General features: G+C 36.5%; 13 protein-coding genes. All 13 read right to left on the bottom strand.

Translation table 11 applies throughout. From position 1 onward, the window contains the following. Nucleotides 1-44: 44 nt before the first annotated feature. The 13 genes from FZ949_RS05785 to FZ949_RS05725 all read right to left on the bottom strand — a co-directional run bounded on the left by FZ949_RS05785 (nt 45) and on the right by FZ949_RS05725 (nt 13751). Nucleotides 45-2159 carry a TonB-dependent siderophore receptor gene (locus tag FZ949_RS05785; protein ID WP_148790228.1) on the bottom strand — a complete coding sequence of 705 codons (2115 nt, stop codon included), beginning with the start codon at nt 2157-2159 and terminating at the stop codon, nt 45-47. Further along, on the bottom strand, nt 2140-3240 hold the full coding sequence (locus tag FZ949_RS05780) for a PepSY-associated TM helix domain-containing protein (protein ID WP_148790227.1): 1101 nt from the start codon (nt 3238-3240) through the stop codon (nt 2140-2142). The genes FZ949_RS05785 and FZ949_RS05780 overlap by 20 nt, the downstream gene beginning before the upstream one ends. A gap of 420 nt (nt 3241-3660) precedes the next feature. Then, nucleotides 3661-4047, bottom strand: coding sequence for a tetratricopeptide repeat protein (locus FZ949_RS05775; protein WP_258033397.1), 387 nt, complete (start codon nt 4045-4047; stop codon nt 3661-3663). Between the two features lie 135 nt (nt 4048-4182). Then, nucleotides 4183-5010 carry an ABC transporter permease gene (locus FZ949_RS05770; protein ID WP_103579995.1) on the bottom strand — a complete coding sequence of 276 codons (828 nt, stop codon included), beginning with the start codon at nt 5008-5010 and terminating at the stop codon, nt 4183-4185. After that, entirely contained in the window at nt 5003-5656 is a 654-nt protein-coding gene (locus FZ949_RS05765) for an ABC transporter ATP-binding protein (RefSeq protein ID WP_103579996.1), read from the bottom strand. Before FZ949_RS05765 ends, FZ949_RS05770 begins: the two co-directional genes overlap by 8 nt. A gap of 9 nt (nt 5657-5665) precedes the next feature. After that, a complete protein-coding gene (locus tag FZ949_RS05760; protein ID WP_103579997.1) occupies nt 5666-6565 on the bottom strand; it encodes a NapH/MauN family ferredoxin-type protein in 900 nt (299 codons plus the stop codon). 2 nt (nt 6566-6567) lie between these two features. Further along, nucleotides 6568-7029 carry a c-type cytochrome gene (locus FZ949_RS05755; RefSeq protein ID WP_103579998.1) on the bottom strand — a complete coding sequence of 154 codons (462 nt, stop codon included), beginning with the start codon at nt 7027-7029 and terminating at the stop codon, nt 6568-6570. Next, the gene (locus tag FZ949_RS05750) at nt 7029-7577 is read right to left on the bottom strand and encodes a c-type cytochrome (RefSeq protein WP_103579999.1); all 549 of its coding nucleotides are present in this window, start codon (nt 7575-7577) and stop codon (nt 7029-7031) included. The genes FZ949_RS05755 and FZ949_RS05750 overlap by 1 nt, the downstream gene beginning before the upstream one ends. Beyond that, the gene (locus tag FZ949_RS05745) at nt 7574-8251 is read right to left on the bottom strand and encodes a 4Fe-4S dicluster domain-containing protein (RefSeq protein ID WP_103580000.1); all 678 of its coding nucleotides are present in this window, start codon (nt 8249-8251) and stop codon (nt 7574-7576) included. Before FZ949_RS05745 ends, FZ949_RS05750 begins: the two co-directional genes overlap by 4 nt. After that, complete coding sequence (locus FZ949_RS05740) at nt 8244-9500, bottom strand: nitrous oxide reductase family maturation protein NosD (RefSeq protein WP_103580001.1); 1257 nt, start codon at nt 9498-9500, stop codon at nt 8244-8246. Before FZ949_RS05740 ends, FZ949_RS05745 begins: the two co-directional genes overlap by 8 nt. Then, complete coding sequence (locus FZ949_RS05735) at nt 9493-10248, bottom strand: cytochrome C (protein WP_072595072.1); 756 nt, start codon at nt 10246-10248, stop codon at nt 9493-9495. Before FZ949_RS05735 ends, FZ949_RS05740 begins: the two co-directional genes overlap by 8 nt. A gap of 83 nt (nt 10249-10331) precedes the next feature. Beyond that, the gene (nosZ, locus tag FZ949_RS05730) at nt 10332-12920 is read right to left on the bottom strand and encodes a Sec-dependent nitrous-oxide reductase (RefSeq protein WP_107770793.1); all 2589 of its coding nucleotides are present in this window, start codon (nt 12918-12920) and stop codon (nt 10332-10334) included. 12 nt (nt 12921-12932) lie between these two features. After that, a complete protein-coding gene (locus tag FZ949_RS05725) occupies nt 12933-13751 on the bottom strand; it encodes an ATP-dependent protease (RefSeq protein ID WP_103580003.1) in 819 nt (272 codons plus the stop codon). Nucleotides 13752-13857 lie beyond the last annotated feature (106 nt).

Raw genomic sequence — 13857 nt, 5'->3', positions numbered from 1 at the left:
GTTGAAATTTATCACCAGCTTATTTAGCTGGTGATTTAATTAGATTAAAAATTGTAGTTAAAGCTAAGATTAAAAGTGCGTGGATCGCCATAAACCATCATATTTTTGCCGATACCCTCGTAGTATTTTTTGTTAAAGAGATTGTCGATATTTAGCTGTACATCAAAATTCTTAGCAAATTTATAACCAAACATCAAATTAGCTAAAGTGTAGCCTTTTTGTGTGATTTCACCTGCGCCTTCGCCAGTGTAAATTTTACTCTTATACATAGCTCCAGCCCCTACCCTAAAGTCTCTGATCTCATACTTTGCAAATAAATTTGCCGTGCTTCTTGATGAGTCAGTGGCGTATTTCTCGCCATTAGCATCTTTTGCGTTAAAGTGCGTTGCGCCAAAGCTTAGGCTTAAGTTTTTAGTGATCTCGCCGTTTAGATCTAGCTCGACACCCTTGCTTGTCACACCCTTGCCGGCTTCATATATATCGGCATTTGTCGCTGGATTTTTCCTGCCAGTCTTTATGCCAAGCTTGTCTTGTACGATCTTAAAAACACCAAGACTTGCTTGAAGCGCTCCGTCAAAATACTCGCCTTTAATGCCCACTTCATAGTCCTTGCCTTGGATCGGATCAAGATACTTGTCATTTGCGTCCTTTACGCTTTGAGGTTTAAATATACTCGTGTAGCTGGCGTATAAAGTGTGGTTTGCTCCGATGTCATAAGTGATGCCAAGATATGGCGTGATCTCATTTGTGAAATTTCTATTATCTTTGCCACCTTCGATCTCGTATTTATAGTAGCTCACCCTAGCACCTAGTAAAAATTTAAGCTCATCGGTAATTGATAGTTTATTTGCCGCGTAAAATGCCTTTTGTATCGTTTTGTCTTTGTTATTTTGATCTTCGTAAGGAAGCTTTGGATCATCAAGGTGCAGGTTTTTAAAATCAATCCTGCTTCTAGCCGTATAAGCAAGCCCTGCTGGCGTGTTCTTTTGCAGCCAGTAGCTACTTACCTTATCGCTACTTTTTTTATAGTTGTTATACATCGCACCAAAGATAAACTCATGAGATAAATTTGCTACCTCGTAAGGGATATTTGCGTATGCATCTACGTTGTGGATGTTCTCCTCTCTTTTGTTTGCATAAACGCTAAGGTCACTCATATTGCCAGTACCGTCTAAATTTACCGCTCCGCCGTAGTAGAGTAAATTTGAGTCAGTGTTTGCCCGCCTAAATGAGTAGCTTAAATTTAAGCTTGATTCATTTTCAAAGTAGTGCTTAAAATCAGCGTAAAAATCAAGCGTTTTTATATCCCACCTAGTCCAAGGCTGAGAGAAAATTTCATTTTTACTAAAATTTGTCCTAGAGCCATCTGAGTAAAATGCTGGCATACCGCCCCATCTAACCCCGTGGCGTCTTAGCTCTTGATAAAATGTACCAAGACTAAGCCATGAGTTATCGCCTATGTCACTATCTACTATGCCATAAATCGCGCTATTTTTGCGGCTATAATAATCCATATAAGAGTGCGACTTCTCATGCATAAAAGATAGCCTTGCTCTAACGCTTCCACTCTCATTTACAGGCGTTTGCACATCGCCATTTACGCCGTATCTATCGTATGATCCAGCACTTAGCCCAAAATTTCCTTTTAGCTCCTTTGCATCTGCTCTTTTTCTTATGAAATTTAAGCTTGCAGCTGGGTTGCCAGCGCCTGCAAGTAGGCCATTTGCCCCTTTGACCACCTCAACTCTTTCATAAGGTAGCAAGCTCATATCATTTGCACCAAGACTAAAACCACCAAAGCTAGGCATCGAATCAAGCAAATAATAATCTATCTTAAAGCCACGAGCCGTCGGATATACGCGCTCGTCCCATTTATTTAGTGTGACGCCCGGGACATTTCTAAGAAGCACCTGATAGTCCTTGATACCTTGATCTTTTAGCCTAGCCTCTGTTAGCACAGTTAGTGATTGTGGCGTTTGGCGAGAGGTTAAATTTAGCCTTGTTGTGCTCTTTACAAGCTCTTTTGCAAAGTAGTTTGCATCATCTCTTCGCTCGCTTTCTACGACATCAATTGCTTCTAAAATTTTATCGCTTTGGCTAGCAAAAATTTGAGGTTGCATCAAATTTAATGCAACCAAGCTAATTAAAATTTTTTTCATTTTTTCTCCTTTTAAAATTTCTTTTAGTCCACAGATAAAGCCCTGAAATGCTCAAAATAAGCGGTGAAATGCCAACCAAAAACCAGATAAATTTTGTGATTTGGTTGTAGTTGCCAAAGTGCGATTTTCTAAATGCTGAGAGAATTTCTTCACTTAGATTTGCATTTTTTATGTCCAAAATGCTTACTAATTCGCCGTTATTTTTATCGTAAGTTAATATGCTTGAATATTCGTTATGCAAGAAATTTTGATCTTTTACATAGCCAAAAAGGCGTATGTTTGCTCCTTGCATAAAAGGCAGTGAGATGAAGTGTGGCTCAAAGCCAGCAAGATCATTTTTTGAGCGGGCTACCAGCTCGTCAAGAGATAGGTTTTTGTTATAAATTTTTGCATCTATAACGAAGTCATTTTTAAACTCTGGCGTGCGTGCCATTTGAAATTCCCACCAAACACCGCTTACGCAAATGAGCAGTAAAATAGGCGTAGAAAAAATTCCTATCATTTTATGAATGTCACTCATAAAAACATTTAGCCTATTTAAACGCAGTCTAAGTAGTGTCAGCCAAAATTTTCTATAAATCACAAAACCACTTATGCATATAAAAAACGTAAAAATAGCGGTTAAAGTAAGGATAACGTGACCGCTCTTTTCTAGAAATAGCGACTCATGAAGCTCGGTTAAAACTCCAAAAAATCCCTCATCATGTGCGAGTGGCTCGCTCTTCATCTTACCGCCAAAAGCGTCAAAATAGATAAATTTCCACTCTTTTTGGCTGTCATTATGCTCGATTAACCAAATTTTGTCGCATTTTTTAAGGTTTGCATCGATGTTGATGCCGACCATCTCGTAGCCGCCAAGCTCGCTTGCGATGATCTCTCTTTGCTCATCAAAGCTGATCCTTTTGCTTAAATTTTCTTTGTTTAAATTTACATTTACGACATTTGGAGCAAGAAGGCTGTTTAGCTCATCTTTATAAACGAGGATCGCACCGCTAAAACAAACTACTGCAAGTGGAATAAAAAATAAAATAGATAAATAAGTGTGCACTTTATAAAAAAATTTTTGATTTAGAAATTTCACTTTGTTTTAAAGCCTTTTAATAGTAGGTTTTGATAATGGCTCGCAATCTTACACAAAATTTACTTTGATAATATTTAAAACTATTATCAATTATGATTTCAAAAAAGAAAAATTTTTATAGAATGTAAATTGAAAAAAAATAAATAGATTTGATTTTCAAGAATAAACAACTCCTCTTTGTGTATACGAAAAGCCAGAAAAGGGGGAAGCAAAGACTTATCAGTTACAAAAAGGAGGGTCCATTTAGGACGATGAAATAGTATTATTTAAGCATAAATTTTAATAAAATTTTTAGTTAATAAAAAAGAAATTCCAAGTAATACTAAAGTAAATTTAACTTTAAAGAAGCTATATTTAAGAAATTTCTATTTTAATTAGCACAAGTATAAAACTAAAATAGCTAATTTTTAGGCACAAGCTCTAATACATTGCAAGCTCGTTTACTGCCCATATTGCAAGCTCTATCAAGAGCATTTGAGAAAGATCAAAGCTTTGCTCAGTGCCATTTCCTTGAAGATACTTTGTCGCTAGCTCGTAGCAAGCCTCACTACCACCATCATCACAGAGCGATCTAAATATCTCAAAAGATTTTTGCGTATCTTTTTCTATGCCAAGACCATGCCCTAGCATATCTGCATAGATAAAGCAAGAAATTTTATCTTTATTCTCACACTCACTTGAAAGCTTTTTTATAAAATTCTCGCAAGCTTTAGTGTTACTTTTATTAATACATTCTTGTACATTTATATCCCAGTTTGCATTCAAAGATAGAAGAGCAAATGCTAAAAATAAAATGGATTTTTTCATAAATTTCCTTGGAAGAAGTTAGCTCCCTTTGGGGGAAAGGGAGCTATTACAAAAAGGAGGTTTCTTGTTGGACAAGTGGAATAATACAAGTTTCGTCTAAATTTAAAATCAACTTTTCTTTAACAAAAAACAATCTCAAACCAAATCTTTTTTGCTAAAGGCGAAATAGCCACAAACTAGCAAAATAATGCCTAGTGCGAGCGGATAAATAATCGCATAAGCTACAAATGTCGCTTTTGGAAAGGTGCTTAAAATAAAATAAGATGCAGTACCGATAACCGCTAAATTTGGATCAAAAAGACTAAGTGCTGCTATCCTGAAAAGCTCTATCGGATTTAGTATAGCAATAGCGTAAATAACGTACTCATCAACCGAGCTTCGCATAAGAAGTCCAATTAATGCTAGGTCAATAAATGCAAGCATTATAAGCCAAAGTAAAAACGCCACACCTTGGCCTGTCTCTTGATTTTTAATCACGCTTGAGATAAAAAATCCAAGCGATAGAAAAATGATACTTAAGCTAAAAAGTAGTCCAAAATAAAGTGTTAATACACCCCAAGGTATCGACACGCCCTTGATAAAGCCAACCACCACGCAAAGCAAAAGAGCAAACAAAAGTGGCACAAAAACAACAAATGTACGGCCCAGTGCCTTGCCAAAGTAATACTCTCTAAGGCTTAGTGGAAAGCTAAGGATGTATTCAAGCAAATTTGTATCTCTATCTTGATTTATGCTTCTTACAGTTGAAATGAGAATAAAAATAGGCACAATGATGACGCAAATTTGAATAAACAAAAGCAGTGCTCTAGTAAGCCCAGAAAAGCCAAGCACACGTGAGTCAGTCACGCCGCTAAATAAAAATCCTATCATCAAAGCAGAAAAAAGCGCAGCATATATCACAAACCATCTTGAGCGAAAAGACTCTTTTACATCAAGCTTTGCTATTAAAAAAAGATTATTCACCCTTGCTCCTTAAATTTTCTTCTTTGATTATCTTGCCAAGATCCATATAGACGCATCTATCTAATAAATTTGCTATCTCATCAATACGGTGTGAAATAAAAACAAGTGTTTTGTTTTGCGTGAAGTTATCAAGTAAATTTTTAAAAGAAAGCCTTGCTTTCACATCAAGATTTGCCGTTGGTTCATCAAACATCAAAATTTCACTATCCTTAGCAAATGCGATGGCTATTAGCATCTTTTGTTTCATGCCGCCAGAGAGCTTATAAAATGGCTTATTTAAATTTGCATGCAAATCAAGCTCTAAAAGCTTGCTAAATTTCTCAATCTCTTCAAATTTTACATTTGAGCTTTTACAAACAAACTCACAAAGCTCGCGTAGATTAAATTTAAGCGGTGGTGGAGTTTGTGGCACAAATGAGATAAATTTCAAAGCCCCTTTTCTATCTTTTAGGGTATTTACGCCATTTATCGCGATGCTTCCGCTATTTGGGATAAACTCGCCTAAAATGATACGCATGAGCGAGCTTTTGCCAGCTCCATTTTGTCCAAGTATTGCTATTTTTTCACCAGATTTTACATTTAGGCTAACATTGTCAAGTATCCTTTGCGAGCCAAAAATTTTCGTTACTTCTTTTATATCTATCAAAAATTTTCCTTATATGAGTTTTTTAAAGCCGTTGTCAAATTTCAGTGCATCTTGATGACACACATCAATACACCTACCACAAAGCGTACAATCAGCGCCAGCTATCCTAAAGATATTTTTGCTCTCGTCAAGCTTTGCTCCCTTTTTTGTCATAAAAAGTACGTGAGGCACTAGACAAACATCAGTGCAAACTAAGCAGTGATCACATTTTTCTTTATCCCAGCTAACTTTTATGGCATTTGGTTTAGCTAGCACCGAGTAAGTAGCTCCAATAGGACAGACATATCTACACCAAGCTCTACGTGAGAAGAAAATTTCAACCATAAGCATAGCCACAACGAACCAAATAGCATGAAAATAGCCATAGATAATAAATCTTGAAAAAATCCCAACAACATTAAAAATTTCAAATGTAAGGCTTGCACTAGCAAAGCTAAGGGTTAAAAATAAAATGGTAAAAACATATCGCCACTTTGTGTCAAAAACTCGTGGCCTTACTATCTTTTTAGCGCGTAAATTTTCATGGATTTTCTCAGCTATTTCGCTTACTAACGAATAAGGACAGATCCAAGAGCAAAAGCCTCTACCACCAAAAATGATATAAAATGCCAAGATACTAAGTGAGCCAATTATTAAATTTACATGTATTTCATGTGTCGCCAAAAATACTTGCAGGCTCATAAAAGCATCTGCCAAGTGAAAACCAAATATCCTTGACGCACTGATGTCGCCTTCTAAAATTTGTATATCAACTCTATATGAAAGCACAAATAAAAGATGGACTAAAATAATGGTAAAAATACGCCAAAAACGTATGCTAGGACGCTTCTTGCCATCTTTTGTAGTTGTGATTAACGTGCTTAGAAAGCTTACATTTCTAATCGTCGCACGAGTGTTATATTTGTCCATTTTTACTTTTTAAATTTAGAAATTTCATCTGCAAGGCTTTCAAGCTCGCTATCACTAACATTTGTGAGTAGCCCTTTCATAAGTGAGTTTTGCACCTTGCCAGCTTTATAATCAGCTAGCTTTTTAAGCAATTCATCCTTACTTAGATGCGTTATATCAGGAGCTACGACGCCTTTTGCATTTGCACCATGGCACGGAGCACAAGTTGTTAGATACTGCTTGCTAACGCCTTCATTATGCACTTTAGCCACACTTAGACTTAGCTCTTTTACCTTTTTTAGCTCATCTTCGCTGGCAAATTCTTCGCTAGACTTTGGCTGCTCTTTTGTAAAATTTTGCTCTACTTTTGGCTGAGCATTAGTTGCTACTTTTTCCTTTTTAGGCGGAGTCTGGCTTAACATAAATACCATGATACCGCAAATTGCTACTGCTAAAATAATGGTTATAATCTTTCCTGCTTTCATTATTTGCTCCTAAATTGTGTATTAAAATCACTGATTTCTTTAGCTAAATTTCTGATTTCACTATCATCCATTTTTTTAACAAGATCTCGCATCAAGACATTGACTTTCTCTTTATTTTTATAAGCATTTATCATTGTATAAATTTCATTTTCACTTTTTGTTAAAAGTGATGGCCCGATGATGCCATTTGCGTAATCATCGTGACAAGCTGAACATTTTGTAATGAAATTTTTGCTAAGCCTGCCCTTTATAAGTCTTAAATTTATAGTTTGAAGAGGGGTTCTTACCATTGCTAAAGCACCGATTTGACGGCTTACGTTATTATCTTCAAGTCCAAATTTTACGCTCTTTTCACCGTGCATATCGTATTTTATGAAATCATTTTGTTTATTTGTACTTTGATTATTTTCTTTTTTTTCAACCTTTATGCTAGCACTCGTGGCTACATTTATTGGTTGCTCGTTAGTTGCTTTTTGCGCTTTGTCATCGCTCTTTTCACAGCCGACAAATAGCAAAGCAGCAGCCACTAAAGATATTATTAATCTCATTCTTTCTCCTTATAAATTTCATCATAACTCATTTTTGGGGCAATATTTATAATTTTTACAGGGCAAACCTCAGCACACACCCCACACCCAACGCAGCCATGCTTTATGAGTGGTAAATTTGCTTCACTCATTACTATTGCACTATCGCTAACTGGGCAAATACTGACACAAAGGTCACAAATTTGACCGATTTTGCCTTTTATCTTATCTTTTTCTGTCTCTTCCCTATCGTTATAAACTTTGCGAACAAGCAAATCTTCAACACTATCTTCGCTTAGTTTTTCTCTTTTTAGGCACATACAGGCATTTGCATTACTCAAGACAGCAACGCCCATTTTCACATCATCAACAACTTTTGTAGCATGATCTAACGCACCACTTGGACAGGCGAGCACACATGGGAAAAGATCACATAAATAGCAACCTCTCTTTTTAGGATCGATGTATGCTGTACCATTTGAATATCCATCTTTTATATCAAGCAAACTTATACTGTGATAAGGGCATACCTGCACACACTGACCACATTTGACACAAAGATCATCGAAGTCATCAACCGCGCCTGGTGGTCTAAGATAGAGTTTATCACCGCTACTTTTTGGCAAAATTTTACCTATGCCATATCCTGCGGCAGCTGCGACTGAGCCTAAGATTATAAATTTTCTTCTATCCACGCTTTGCCTTTAACGCGTTAAAATTTGAAGCATCAAGTGGTTTTATCCTTGGCGTGCTATCTTCAAGTAGCTTTACTGGCTCAGAAAATGGCGCGAGTTTGGCTAAAAAATTTAAGATACTAAAGACACTTGAGCCATAGAAAAACTGCAAATTCGGATAATACTGCCAAAGCTGATCGGCATATGATAGATGCATAAAAGGCGTATCGCCATAGCCATCTTTATCTCTATCAAAGCTCTCATACTCATCATAATAATTTTTACTCCACTGATTTAATGCCATTTTATCGCCTGGAGTGTCGTTCGCAACGATATCCATATTGCCTATAAAATCATTATTTTCAAATATGCTTGTCCCCTGAGTAGCGTGAAAATATACGCCAACTACATTGTGTAAAATTTTATTGCCTAAGAAATTTATCGTTGAGCCTGGCTGAAACGGCGAGTTATCAAGCAAAATTCCTCTCGCATTATAGATAAGTGTATTATTTTCGATAGTAAAATTTGAAACATCTTTTAGACCAATACCAATACCAAAAGCGCCGTCACTATCCATAACAAGATTATTTTTTATATTTGAGCCAGCTGAATACATAAAAAACATTCCGACTGCATTGCCGATAAAGTCATTGTTTTCGACTAAATTTTGATTTGCGTACATAAAATGAAGCGAGTATCTACCGCGAATCGCTTTATTTTTTAAAAATTTATTGTGACTTGCATACCATGCAACCATATCGCGGCTATCATAAATATAATTGCCTTCGATTAAATTTTCATGGCTATACCAGAGTCTAACGGCATCACCTCTAAAACCAAGACTGGCCCCTTTTTTAGAAGTGATGTTATTTTCAGTGATCTTTGAGCTACTGCACTCTTTAAAATCAACCCCAAAAAGTACATCGCTCAAGTCATTTTGAGTAATCAAGACATTATTTGCTTTATCACAGCCAATACCAGCATCTAGCTCACCAAGGTCATTTCCGCTACCGCTTATCTTTAAATTTCTAAGTGTAACATTTGAGGCAATAATCTTTACAACTGTGCCTTTACCATTTCCTTTTATGTGAGCATTTTTGCCCTCACCAACGATACTAAGCGGCTTATTTATAGTTATGCTTCCTTCATAGATACCGTCTCCTAGCTTTATAACATCACCAGGGCTAGCATTATTTATTGCATCTTGAAGGATATTTGCAGAGCTAAAAATAGGCAAGAAAGCAATGGCAAAATTGAAAATTTTACGCATTTAGCTCTTTTTTCTTTGAAAATACTGCAAGTATGCAAAATACACTCATAGCAATCATAACCCAAAATCCGATACTTGGATAAGAGTGCGTTGTAAATTGCGCGACGCTACCATCGCCTAAAACTGTTGGCATAAATGGTTTAATCTTAAATGCGCCCCACTCTTGCATATTGTGTCCATACCAGTAAAGCCATCCTGCAAATGCGCTCATAAATAGCACAGGCGCGATAATCGTTGGAACCATAAGAAGTGAGTTAAATTTGCCATTGTAATACAAAAATGCAAGCATACAAAGCGTTGAAATAAGCAAATAATAAGGTGCTATCGCTCGCTCTAAATTTCCGCCATGCTCCATAGGATACATACCGATGTAGTGATTTATCGTATTCATCTCATGCACGTCACCACTATATCCATCTACGTGAAAATATACAGGAATTCCATCAGGAAAGGCTGATTTTGGATAATTTGGAGCTTCAAGAGAGACGTACCAGATAGGAAAAGATGGTGTACCTATCTCTGCTTTTTGTTCGATCATCTTATGAAGATCGCTTGCTACATCTTTTGATAAAAGGTGATTTTTATACTGAAATGAGCTATAAAGATTATAGATACCGTAAGTATAAGATGGTAGTTCATCGCCATCAGCTATACGCTCTTTTGCTCCGTGCCAACCAAGAACAGGCAAAGTAAAACAAACAGTCATTAAGACAAGTGCAACAATGGTATAAATTTTATATTTACTCATGATCTCTCCTTTAGATTTTAAAATTTCATCTGCTAAAAATAAAATTTTAAAATTTAAAAAGGGGCAAAATGCCCCTTTAAAAACTACATACCAGCGTTTTCATCTACCCATTTTAGGTATTCGATGATATTTTTGATCTCTTCATCACTCATATGCTGATTTGGCATTCTAAGGTTAAAGTAATCAATCATTGATTTAATGTAGTCGTCATTATAGAACTTAGCAGGATCTTTGATAAATTCTGCCACCCATTTTTCGCCATTTTCATGTCTTAGTAAAACGCCTGTTAGGTCTGGACCTGAGCTTACTTGACCGATAACGTGACAACCATTACATCCGCCTTTTAGATAAGCCTCTTCACCTTTTGCAGCAGCTGGACTCATCGGAGTTGCGATCTCTTTAGCTAGGTTATTTTTAGCTCTTAAGCCAACGTCAGCTGTTTTAACCATGTATTGCCATACTTGGTACTCCCAAAGGATAGCGCCATTTACGTCGCCTTTTTTGTAAGCTTCGTCAGCTTTAGCTTTTACCTCTTTGATGTGGCCGTATTGATCAAGTGCGTCATCAACCAAAGCTTTTACTTTTGGATATTTCTCATAATGTTTCTCTTTTAGGTATTTAACAACCTCTTGGATAACATCGTCAGTTGCCTTATTAGTTGCGATTACTTTGTCGTATTCAGCTTTTAAAGCTTCTGGGCTTAGAGTTTTTAGCTTGTTATTTTTTGCAGATTCATATTTTTTACTTGGATCTTTAACAAGTAAATAACCCATCATCTCTAGGTGAAGTGCTGAGCAAAACTCGGTGCAGTAGTATGGGAAGACACCTTCCATATCAGCTACGAAATTTACTGAAGCGGTTTTGCCAGGCTCTAGTGAAGCGTGAATGTTGTAAAGGTCGATGCCAAAGCCGTGAGTCTCATCTTGAGCGCGTTCTAGGTTTGTTAGGTGGATAGTTACATTATCACCTTTATTTACCTCAATATGCTCTGGGTTGATATGGCTTCTGATCATTGTCGCATAGACAGTTACATTTTTGCCATTTCTCTCAACTCTTTCTTGACCAGCTAGAGTTGCATATGGGCTAGCCTCGCCTGTTCTTGAGTTTGTACCCATGTTGTAAGTAAGCGCTGGGCTTAGTTTGCTAGCAGCTATTGAAACAACATCGTGTGGCTCGCCAAGTGGTATTGGCATATCATAGATTAGATCCATTTTTGCACCAGTGATGTCTATTAGCTGGTGATTTTGTGGATGAAGTGGGCCAACTGGGCTAAAGCGATCGATTGAAAGTTTATCAAGAGCGATTGCATATTTGCCAACTGGTTTTGCTGATTTGCCTTCCATTGTATCAAGGTGGCCGATATTGTAGTGAACATTTATCTTATCAAGCACTTTTAAATTTTTATAGTCCCATTTTACGATTTGACTATCAACGTAAAGTGATGTATAAAGTACGCCATCTTGTGAGTCAAATGATGTATGCAGTGGTCCAAGGCCAAGTTCAACTTGTCCGTGCATTGACTTTTCTCTATCTAAGATAGGAATTCCGTATGGGTCAGTGCCAGCATACTCTTTTTTATCGATTAGCTCTTTGATCTTTTTAAAATCATAAACTGATGCGTGAGTATCAAGCTTTCCGCCAATGATAATATATCTACCATCTGGGCTTACGTCACAACCGTGTGGGCTCTTTGACTCTGGGATCAAAAATAGCGCACCTGCTTTTACAGCAGCGTCTATTGTAACTACCTTGTGACCATTTATAACTTTGTAATTTTTCTTGTCTTGAACAAGTTTTTCTAAAATTTTCCAGTTATAAACGTGTAAGAAGTCAGTGTCATTTCTACTTGCACCTGCTTCAAATGGAGGGAGACCTTTTTCGATACCGCCGGTATACATCTCAGTATTTATTGAGTTTGTAAAGCCCCAGCCGTAGCTCTCGCCTTTACCAGCATCACTTAGATCTTGCCAGTATGGTGGAAGCTCAAGAGAAAATGACTCTTTCTCATCGATCTTACCTTTTGAATAGTCAAATTTCCAAAATGTTACAGCACCTCTATAAACTGCTTCATAATCGTCTATTGAGTGGTAGTTGTTATCAAGTGGGGCTGCATATTGGCTAGCTTCGATAACATACTCGCTATTTGGAGTGATGAAGCTACCGCCGTGCTCACTCTTCATGATAGGGTTTACAACGATTTGAGTTGTCTCAAAGTCATGCAAATTTATAACTGCGATTCTTGGGTTAGCTTTATCGTTGATAAATAGATAATCACCAACATACTCACCATTTTTCTCAGTAAAATTTGGGTGGTGTGTATCGCCCCATGTTATCTCTTTACCCCTGATGTTGCCTTGTTTCAAAACAGCTTTTGACTCATTGTCATAGCCATATCCTTGCCAAGGCTCTGGTGTGAAAACGCCGATGTATTTATAAATTCTCATCGACGGAACGCCATAAACTAGCACTTGACCGCTTTGCCCGCCAGATGAAAAGACGATGAAATCATCTTTTTTACCGCTAGGCTGATAAGTTTTAGCAGCTGCAAGAACATCTTTTTCGCTTAGCCCACGCTCTTTCATGACTTTTTCAAGGTCACTACTAGCAGCACAAGCAGTCGTTAAAGATAGCCCAAGCAACGCAGCACTTGCGACACAAAATAACTTTTGCATTTACTCTCCTTTTTAAAATGAATTTATCTCTAAACTCTTTATCTCATTGTCTAAATTTACGCCATTTAAGACGCCTTTATCTATAAAAATTCTTTTTATCTCATTGCTAAAAAGAGCCTTTTGCCATTTTAGCTTAAGATCTTTGTCAAATTTATAGACTACTCCATCCCCATCACCTATAAAAATTTCATCCTCCATACACGCAAGAGCTGAAATTTTAGATTTTAAAACTTGCTTTTTAATTCCACTTTTAAAATCTAAAATTTCTCCATCTCTAAAGCCAAGCAAAATATCATTTCCCTTAAATTTACAGGCACTAAGTGGAGCAAAGCCGACACGCTTTTTCTCTTTTAAATTAAGCTCTTTATCAAGCAAAAATGCTTTGCCGTTAAAGCTTGTAAAAAATAGTTCATCATCAATTGGCAAAAAGCTTGAAATTTTATAAACATCTTTATAATTTTTAGTTAAAAGTTTATTTAGATTTTTATCAAAAACGCCTATGCTGACTTCATTTGCCATATCGCAAGCTACGTAAATTTTATTTTTAATTGTCATAATTTGCGAAATTTTACAGCCAACATTTGGCATGGCAAATAAAAAATTTCTCTCATTTGCCACTTCAATAATCTCATTGTTTAAATTTGCGATATAAAAGGATTCTCCATCATTTCCGCACTCTTGATTTTTATAAATCGTCTCTTTTATATCCAAATTTTTAATCTGTCCATCTTTTATAAAGACGATGCTTTGGTTGCTTTCATTAATAAAGCAGCCTAATTGCTGGGCAAAAGCTGTTATCAAAAACAAACTTATACAAAGCAGAAATCTCATAATCCAAGGCACTTTCATCATAAATTTAATAAACAAAAAAACTATACATACTTAACTCTTAAAAGCAAATTAGCGATTAATTTATTTTTTTAAGCTTTTAAAGAAA

The organism is Campylobacter concisus (assembly GCF_902460545.1).
GTDB classification, from domain to species: Bacteria; Campylobacterota; Campylobacteria; order Campylobacterales; family Campylobacteraceae; genus Campylobacter_A; species Campylobacter_A concisus_AE.
This window is presented reverse-complemented; position numbering and strand designations above follow the sequence as displayed.

Coding starts and splice junctions, on each gene's coding strand:
- FZ949_RS05785 (WP_148790228.1), bottom strand. CDS start 2,159: ATGAAAAAAATTTTAATTAGCTTGGTTGCATTAAATTTGATGCAACCT.
- FZ949_RS05775 (WP_258033397.1), bottom strand. CDS start 4,047: ATGAAAAAATCCATTTTATTTTTAGCATTTGCTCTTCTATCTTTGAAT.
- FZ949_RS05760 (WP_103579997.1), bottom strand. CDS start 6,565: ATGGACAAATATAACACTCGTGCGACGATTAGAAATGTAAGCTTTCTA.
- FZ949_RS05755 (WP_103579998.1), bottom strand. CDS start 7,029: ATGAAAGCAGGAAAGATTATAACCATTATTTTAGCAGTAGCAATTTGC.
- FZ949_RS05750 (WP_103579999.1), bottom strand. CDS start 7,577: ATGAGATTAATAATATCTTTAGTGGCTGCTGCTTTGCTATTTGTCGGC.
- FZ949_RS05740 (WP_103580001.1), bottom strand. CDS start 9,500: ATGCGTAAAATTTTCAATTTTGCCATTGCTTTCTTGCCTATTTTTAGC.
- FZ949_RS05735 (WP_072595072.1), bottom strand. CDS start 10,248: ATGAGTAAATATAAAATTTATACCATTGTTGCACTTGTCTTAATGACT.
- nosZ (WP_107770793.1), bottom strand. CDS start 12,920: ATGCAAAAGTTATTTTGTGTCGCAAGTGCTGCGTTGCTTGGGCTATCT.
- FZ949_RS05725 (WP_103580003.1), bottom strand. CDS start 13,751: ATGAGATTTCTGCTTTGTATAAGTTTGTTTTTGATAACAGCTTTTGCC.